Here is a 7,801-nt window from a genome sequence, read left to right as displayed (position 1 = left end):
TAAAGACTTTGATGCTAGCGCATCTAGGTCTTTTTTTCACCTCACATTTGGTATTGCACTTCATGTGTTAATCTAAGCAACATAAAAAATGGCCGAAGTAAGCATTACTCCGGCCATTTTTCACCATCTACTTTTTGCTAATTAGCACTTAGTACCATCATTAACTTCGGTAATCAGCATTTATCTTGACATAATCGTAAGACAAATCGCAGGTATAAACGGTATCGCTAGCGTCGCCACGTGCCAGATCAATATGAATGGTAATCTCAGGACGACTCATGACGGTCTTACCCGCCGCTTCCGTATAGCTGGGAGCAACACCACCATTTTGGCAAATCATCACCTCATCTAGATAAACATCGACTTGCTCGGTATCCAAATCTTCGATACCCGCATAACCCACTGCGGCAAGGATACGACCCCAGTTGGCATCACTAGCGAAGAACGCGGTCTTGACCAACGGAGAATGTGCAACCGCGTACGCCACATCGCAGCACTCTTGCGTCGTCTTGCCGCCCGTCACTTTTACAGTCATAAACTTGGTAGCGCCTTCCCCATCACGTACAATCAATTGTGCCAGACGGACGAACACCTCGGTCAAAGCTGAAACTATAGCCTGATAATGCGGGTGTTCTGGACTGTCAATCATATCAGCGCTGGCTGTACCGGTGGCAATCAATACGCAACAGTCATTGGTCGAGGTATCACCATCGACAGTAATACGGTTAAAAGACTGCTCATTAATGGCACTTAGCATCTCTTGTAATAAATCAGCCGCAATATTGGCATCGGTCGCCACATAGCCAAGCATGGTCGCCATGTTTGGTCGTATCATGCCTGAGCCTTTTGACATGCCGGTAATATGATAGCTGCTACCTGCGGCGTCGACCTTTTGGCTAGCAAGTTTAGGGACAGTGTCTGTGGTACGGATACCATTCGCCGCCACCAGCCAATTATCAGCGGCTAAACTGGAAAGCGCTTTATCTAAGCCTGCGATGACCGCCTCACTGTTTAGTGGCTCGCCAATCACTCCAGTCGAAAACGGCAACACAGAACTGACATCCACGCCTGCTTTACTGGCCAGCGCTGTACAGATATCAACTGCGCGGCGTTTGCCGTCTGCACCCGTCCCAGCATTGGCATTGCCCGTATTGGTGACCAAATAGCGCGGACTGGCTTTGGCAAAATGCTCACGCAATACTCTTACTGGCGCAGCGCAAAAGGTATTTTTAGTCGTGACCACGGCACTGTTTGCCGTCTCAGCAATCTCAATCACCACCAAATCATTACGATCTTTGTAGCGTACGCCTGCAGCGGTCGCACTTAACTTAATGCCATCGATAGGATAAATAATATCAGGTACTGCAACATTTCCAACAGCCATAGTGACTTCCTTACTTTCCAGTTTTTATGATTATAAATAGAATGTTATTTGTGAGTGTTCAACACGCCCTAGGGTTTGCTTAATTTAAATGCCGACCAGATAGGTGCATGGTCAGAGGGTTTTTCCATGGCACGTAGCTCATAGCTGATACCGGCATCAACGCAGTCATCGACTAGGTCTGAGGTGCACAAAATATGATCGATACGTAGGCCACGCTTAGGGTCATCGTTGAAGCCGCGACTGCGGTAATCGAACCAGCTATACAACTCTGTACTCTCTGGATAGTGCAAACGATAAGTATCGGTCAACTCGCGTGACATTAGTGCTGCATACCAATCACGCTCTTCTGGCAAAAACGAGGTCTTTCTATTTTTCAACCAGCGCTTAGCATTAACTTCACCAATACCGATATCAATATCTTCTGGGGCAATATTCATATCACCCATGACGATGAGCGAGCGACCTTCTGCTTTTAGCGTATCGATATAGGTCATCAAATCGGCATAATAAGCACGTTTCATCGGGAATTTGGTCGGATGGTCTTGACTTTCACCTTGAGGAAAATAGCCGTTGAGTACATCAACCTCACGACCATCAAATTCATAGCGCGCATGGATAAAACGCTTTTGTGCCTCAACGTCTTCACCAGGAAAGCCTTTTTGCACAAATATAGGCGCAACCTTGGACAAGAGTGCCACGCCATAATGTCCTTTTTGCCCAAAATACTCTACGTGATAGCCAAGGCTTTCTATGTTCTCTAGAGGAAATTGCTCGTCATGTACTTTGGTTTCTTGTAGACCCATCACATCAGGATCGATTACCTCACGCACCGCCTCTAGCTGATGTTGACGAGCGCGAATACCATTGATATTAAAACTGACAAAACGGGTCATAAATTATCCTATACTGATTGATTAAAAGACGGTGCTGATACGCGTATATAAATCACTATGATAACAGACGTAAGCAAGCCTGACTGTTGCGTGCCCTGATATCTTAAGCTAGAGTAGCTGTTATTAGGACGATGGCTATTAAATGAAAGCGAGCGCCTCAGGCCGATTACACAACACTTATTAAAATAATTATTGAGCATTGTTATGACAACCACTATTAGCAAAAACGCCAACACCTTGCCAAAGACAAAAAAACAAATCACGCCATTATTTGCAAAAGACTACAACGTCTATATTAACCATACTGACGCTGGCGGTATAGTCTACCACGCCAATCATTTGGTGTTTTTTGAAAACTGCCGCCGCGATTGGTTTGGCCAGCTGGGTTTAAATGGGTATTTCTTACAGACTGATGAGGGTCAAGTACAGCATTTTGTGGTGAGTCAGGCAGACTTACAATATAAAAGAGCCATTCTGCTGGATGAAGTCATTAGTGTGCGTGTCGATAAAATCGAGTTAAAACCTGCCAGCATCGTTTTTTACCAGAGCATTCACCGTCATAGTCCAGACAAGGCCTCTACTGATAATAACCTTACCGATAACGCTTCTACCGATAGCGTCAAGAACAGTGCCAAGAACAACGCCAACGCCAATAATAGCTTATTAAGTAGTGGTAAAATCGTCATCGCTTGCGTGCAAAATCAAGTCAGAGCAGAGCCGGATGTTGCCGTTGCGAGCGCTGCACCAATGCGTCCAATTCGTGTGCCAAACAAACTGCGTGAGGCCTTACAAGAAGCGATTGATCAACCTATAAATACATAATGATGCCGACCTATGAGCGTTGATAATGACATGCCTATCGTTGAATTTAAAGACATCTGTGTCCATAGTAAGCGTATCACGCTAATCGATACTGGTGATAAACAGCCCACTATTAGGGCACAAACAAATAACTTATCTGCCACCTATGATAAGTGGACGCGCAAATTCAGAAAAAACGCTTCTTCTAAGCAAATATTATCGACACCCAAAAGAGTCTTGATAAACAACGTTAGCGGTACATTATTAGCAGGTCAAGTGACCCTTTTGACAGGGTCTTCTGGCAGCGGCAAATCCGTTTTACTGCGTGTGCTTGCAGGCTTACTGCCGATGAGCAGCGGTAAAGTCTGTTTGCGTAATGATAAAGAGTTAAATAATAGAAGTGATAATAGCAGCCTTTATCATAGTATTCATAATACGCCGCCGCCTGAGTGGCGCGCGCGTATCGCCCTACTGGCTCAGCAACCACAATTGCTAGAAGGCACGGTACTTGAGAATTTACAAATACCCTATCGCCTACAAGCGCATCAGCACCTTGATTTTGATATCGACTGGCATATCGCTCAACTTGTTAAGCTCGAACGCCGCGCTGATTTTTTACAGCAAGCGGCCAGTTATTTATCTGGTGGCGAGCGCCAACTGGTCAACACTTTACGTCTTTTACAACTAAACCCACAAGTGCTGTTATTAGATGAGCCGACGGCGGCTTTAGACAGCGATACTTCAGCTCAGCTGGTATACTTACTGATTGACTGGTTACGCGGTGATGCCCAGCGCAGCGTATTATGGGTGACACATGATACGCAAGACATTATGCCATTAGCCGACAGACATTGGCACATGCAAGCAGGCGTCTTAACCGAAGTGAGCTAACATTATCATCGGCTCTCAGTTATTGCTGTTGTTGACAATAGTGACGGCATTTAGGGTCTGTTGAACATTCAAATGTGGCACTGGCAGTGGCTATTTTTTAGACAATACGCAGTGAAGTTTTTGACGCCTAGTCATTCTAGGTTAGATAATTTCGCCATGTATTGGCAAAAAATAGCCCTGCCCTGAAAGGCTGATACTAAAATCACCCCAAACGTTGTTGTAAACCTAGCTAAGGTCTCGACATTATCGTCGGTTTACGCCTGATTTGATAAAAGGTTTGGGACGATTTTAGCAATCAGCAGTCCTAATATTTGAATGTTCAACAGACCCTAATATTTATTGACCTACATCACACCTTAACTCCTTAAACCCCTTTGATAATGAGCCGCTATGAACGCGACGGACGATATGCAAATATTCCTCACCTATGGTGATATTGCGCTTGCCAGCAGTTTAATTATTATCGTGCTTATCATCTCTTGGCGACTGCGTTTAGCTTTAACCAAAACACTATTAACAGCTGCTATTCGCACCATCGTTCAGCTCAGCTTTATCGGTCTGATTTTGGCATGGATTTTTGCTCGTGAACAGTGGTACGAAGTCCTACTCATACTGACTATCATGACCGTAATCGCTGGTGCTGCAGCCAAAAATCGGGTCAAACGAAGCTACAAAGGTTTATTCACTGACACCTTGCTCGCTGTCAGTCTATCAGCCGTATTGGTCACCAGTATCGCAATCATGCTTATATTAAGAGTACAGCCGTGGTATACACCGCAATTCGTCATTCCCATATTAGGCTTAATATTAGGCAATTCTTTGACCGCCATCTCCTTGACCAGCAACCAGTTGATTGAGGCCTTTCATGAGCAGCAAGGACGTATTGAAACGATGTTGAGTCTCTCTGCCAGCCCGTTCGAAGCTGTGCATGAGCAGATAAGAGCCGCCATTATTAATGGCATGACCCCAACGCTAAACTCTATGCTGGTGGTTGGTATTGTCAGTCTACCAGGGATGATGACTGGGCAAATACTAGCGGGTGCAGATCCTACTCAAGCGGTACGCTATCAGATCGTCACTATGTTTTTGATCTGTGTTAGTAGCACGTTGGGATGTACTATCAGTGCGTTACTGATTTACCGACGTTTTTTTAATAGCAAACAACAGTTTACCTTGCCTTAGTGACCATGCGTCTTATTTATCTTGCCTCAGATATAAATCTAATTATCTAATTTTTGTATGTACTGCTCAGTACTTGCATGCTAATATTGCCTACAATTAGATTCATGCTAATGTGTTACTCAAATGTATCATTATATTCTCTCTAGTTGATATAACAGGTAATTAATAAGACGTTTTTCGTACCAATCAGATCTTTTGGTATGGATTTACCCATACGGTTGCTTCGCTTATTTACCACTTTTTATCATGATATAAAATATATAATGGCAACAAAATCTTAGCAGCCAGTCAATAGATAAGGATGTTATCGCTCTCAGCGGCAAATGGTTCACGTCAGCGCTGATTTGTTTTATTGACACGGATATGACTGCTTTCTCACCAAACCTTAATCTATATTAAACCTCAAGGACGCTGACTATGACGTTAAATAAACCTTGGCTTGCCCAATATCCGGCAGGCATGCCGAAGTCGATCGATCCAGATAGATATGGCAGCATAGTAGAGCTATACGAAGAATGCTTTGATCGCTTCCGTATGCATCCCATGAGTATCTGTATGGGCGTCACCCATACGTATGACGACATTGATAAAGCGTCGCTCGCCGTTGCTGCATGGCTGCAAGCTCAAGGGTTACCTCAAGGTACGGTGGTTGCGCTCATGATGCCAAACGTCCCGCAATATTTGCCAACCATGATTGGTATTTTGCGCGCCGGTTATGTCTGTACGCCTGTCAATCCCCTATATACCGGTCGTGAGCTACGCCATCAATTGAATGACTCGGGTGCTCAGGTTATTTTTGTGGTTGATAACTTTGCCCAAGCGCTCGAGCAAGTTATCGACGAGACCAATATCAAGCGTATTGTCCTATCGAAAATGGGCGATATGATGGGTCTAAAAGGTATCTTAGTAAATACTATTATTCGTCAGGTTAAGCGTCTGGTACCCAAGTACAAGCTGAACGATCCTAAGCATGAAGTCACTAAGTTCCCTGACGTTCTTAAAAAAGGTAGAAACCTACCGCTACAAAAACCAAGAATGGCCTTGGACCAAAAAGCTTTTTTACAGTATACAGGCGGTACTACTGGTCTATCTAAAGGGGCGATTTTATCGCAGCGTAATATCGTGGCAGCTTCTATGCAATCAGAAGCATGGACACGCCCTATTACCTCGGAGATCAATGAAGTCTATATCAATATGGTCATGGCCTTACCGCTGTATCATATCTTTGCCTTTATGTTGAGTTTGCTCGGCATGCGCTCGGGCTATACCTTTATCTTGGTACCCAATCCACGTGATATCCCTGGATTTATCAAGACCTTGTCAAAACAACCGTTCCATATCTTCCCAGCGGTCAATACTCTATTTAAAGGATTGCTTGATAATCCAAACTTCAAAGATCTCAATTTTAGCTCATTGCGTATCTCACAAGCCGGTGGTATGGCAGCGACTGAGCAGACAGCGAAACGCTGGCTTGAGACGACGGGCTGTGCGATGATTGAAGGTTGGGGCATGACTGAAGGTGTCGCGGTAGGCACCGCCAACGTCATTACAGATCGTAAATTTAATGGTACGATTGGTGTTCCCGTCCCTAGCGTCGATGTGATTGTCATCGATGATGAAGGCAATCGTGTGGGCGTCAATCAAGCTGGCGAGATGTGTGTCAAAGGCCCTAACGTAACCTTAGGCTATCTGAATAGAGACAGCAGTGATGACTTCACCAGTGACGGTTATTTCCGCACTGGCGATATCGTTAGCATGGACGAAAAAGGCTACTTTAGACTGTTAGACCGTAAAAAAGATATGATTTTGGTCTCAGGCTTCAACGTCTTCCCGAACGAAATCGAATCGGTCATGCTCGATTGTGAAGGTATTCTTGATTGCGCGGTCATTGGTATCCCTGATGATCATCAAGGTGAAGCGGTGAAAATCTATGTGGTACCAGAAGATAATAACGTCACCAAAAGTACCATTAAAGAGTTTGCATTGGATAATTTGACGGGCTATAAATGTCCACGTCATATCGAATTCGTCAGCGAGCTACCAAAGAGTAACGTTGGTAAAGTTTTACGTCAAAAACTGCGTGAAAAACATGACGCGGATCACCCTCAGTTATAAATAAACTGAACGCAGTCACATATAACTGCTCTATAAATTTGATTATAAAATGCGCTTTACCTACAAGGTAAGGCGCTTTTTTTGCTCAACTATTCAAAACAGTATAGTGATGATTTTCATAAATTTGATTTAACGCCCTGTTTCTTACGCGTGAATGACGGTCATTAAAGTATGCTTCTGTTCAAAAAATACATCAAGATATTGTAACGCTAGTTTTAAAATAAGTGACTCAAATACCGCATTCTATAGCGTTGCCCTACTTCATTATATTTTTTTATGATATAGCACAGCTTATCCTAACTTATCTACCGCTTGTCGTTTTTTGACTTGCAACACAGATCACTCTATTTATCAAATTTATATATGTACTGTGAAGTGCGCTTATCATAATATCGACTTCAGTTGTAGTTGTGTTAATGTGTTGCCAAAATATGTCAGTCGATGTTCTAAAGTTTTAATTGATAAGGTTTTTATTGAAAGTAACTTATAAGGGTTATTGAGACGTGACGATATTTTCTGAGTGACATTTTAATCG

6 protein-coding genes are annotated in these 7,801 nt (G+C 43.6%); 4 read left to right on the top strand and 2 right to left on the bottom strand.

Going from position 1 to position 7,801, the window contains the following annotated elements; all coding sequences use genetic code 11:
• Positions 1 to 160 precede the first annotated feature (160 nt).
• Positions 161 to 1,384, bottom strand: coding sequence for a bifunctional glutamate N-acetyltransferase/amino-acid acetyltransferase ArgJ (argJ, locus tag AAEY79_RS10515; RefSeq protein ID WP_025652748.1), 1,224 nt, complete (start codon positions 1,382 to 1,384; stop codon positions 161 to 163).
• A 68-nt stretch (positions 1,385 to 1,452) separates the two neighbouring features.
• Positions 1,453 to 2,277 (bottom strand): exodeoxyribonuclease III, encoded by an 825-nt coding sequence (gene xthA / locus AAEY79_RS10510; RefSeq protein WP_201617466.1) that lies wholly within the window; start codon positions 2,275 to 2,277, stop codon positions 1,453 to 1,455.
• Positions 2,278 to 2,481: 204 nt separating this feature from the next.
• On the opposite strand from xthA, the gene AAEY79_RS10505 reads away from it, so the two are divergent.
• The 4 genes from AAEY79_RS10505 to AAEY79_RS10490 all read left to right on the top strand — a co-directional run bounded on the left by AAEY79_RS10505 (position 2,482) and on the right by AAEY79_RS10490 (position 7,266).
• Positions 2,482 to 3,099, top strand: a complete 618-nt coding sequence (locus tag AAEY79_RS10505) for a hotdog domain-containing protein (protein WP_025652750.1) — start codon at positions 2,482 to 2,484, stop codon at positions 3,097 to 3,099.
• 12 nt (positions 3,100 to 3,111) lie between these two features.
• Complete coding sequence (locus AAEY79_RS10500) at positions 3,112 to 3,969, top strand: ATP-binding cassette domain-containing protein (protein WP_201583626.1); 858 nt, start codon at positions 3,112 to 3,114, stop codon at positions 3,967 to 3,969.
• A 390-nt stretch (positions 3,970 to 4,359) separates the two neighbouring features.
• Positions 4,360 to 5,151, top strand: coding sequence for an ABC transporter permease (locus AAEY79_RS10495; RefSeq protein WP_352288274.1), 792 nt, complete (start codon positions 4,360 to 4,362; stop codon positions 5,149 to 5,151).
• Positions 5,152 to 5,568: 417 nt separating this feature from the next.
• Positions 5,569 to 7,266, top strand: coding sequence for an AMP-binding protein (locus tag AAEY79_RS10490; RefSeq protein ID WP_101211947.1), 1,698 nt, complete (start codon positions 5,569 to 5,571; stop codon positions 7,264 to 7,266).
• Positions 7,267 to 7,801 lie beyond the last annotated feature (535 nt).

The sequence above is a fragment of the Psychrobacter sp. GW64-MNA-CIBAN-0177 genome (assembly GCF_040309585.1).
Lineage (GTDB): Bacteria > Pseudomonadota > Gammaproteobacteria > Pseudomonadales > Moraxellaceae > Psychrobacter > Psychrobacter okhotskensis.
This window is presented reverse-complemented; position numbering and strand designations above follow the sequence as displayed.

Excerpts from the sequence above, each read along its gene's own strand:
- argJ (WP_025652748.1), bottom strand. The coding sequence starts at position 1,384 with ATGGCTGTTGGAAATGTTGCAGTACCTGATATTATTTATCCTATCGAT.
- xthA (WP_201617466.1), bottom strand. The coding sequence starts at position 2,277 with ATGACCCGTTTTGTCAGTTTTAATATCAATGGTATTCGCGCTCGTCAA.
- AAEY79_RS10505 (WP_025652750.1), top strand. The coding sequence starts at position 2,482 with ATGACAACCACTATTAGCAAAAACGCCAACACCTTGCCAAAGACAAAA.
- AAEY79_RS10500 (WP_201583626.1), top strand. The coding sequence starts at position 3,112 with ATGAGCGTTGATAATGACATGCCTATCGTTGAATTTAAAGACATCTGT.
- AAEY79_RS10495 (WP_352288274.1), top strand. The coding sequence starts at position 4,360 with ATGAACGCGACGGACGATATGCAAATATTCCTCACCTATGGTGATATT.
- AAEY79_RS10490 (WP_101211947.1), top strand. The coding sequence starts at position 5,569 with ATGACGTTAAATAAACCTTGGCTTGCCCAATATCCGGCAGGCATGCCG.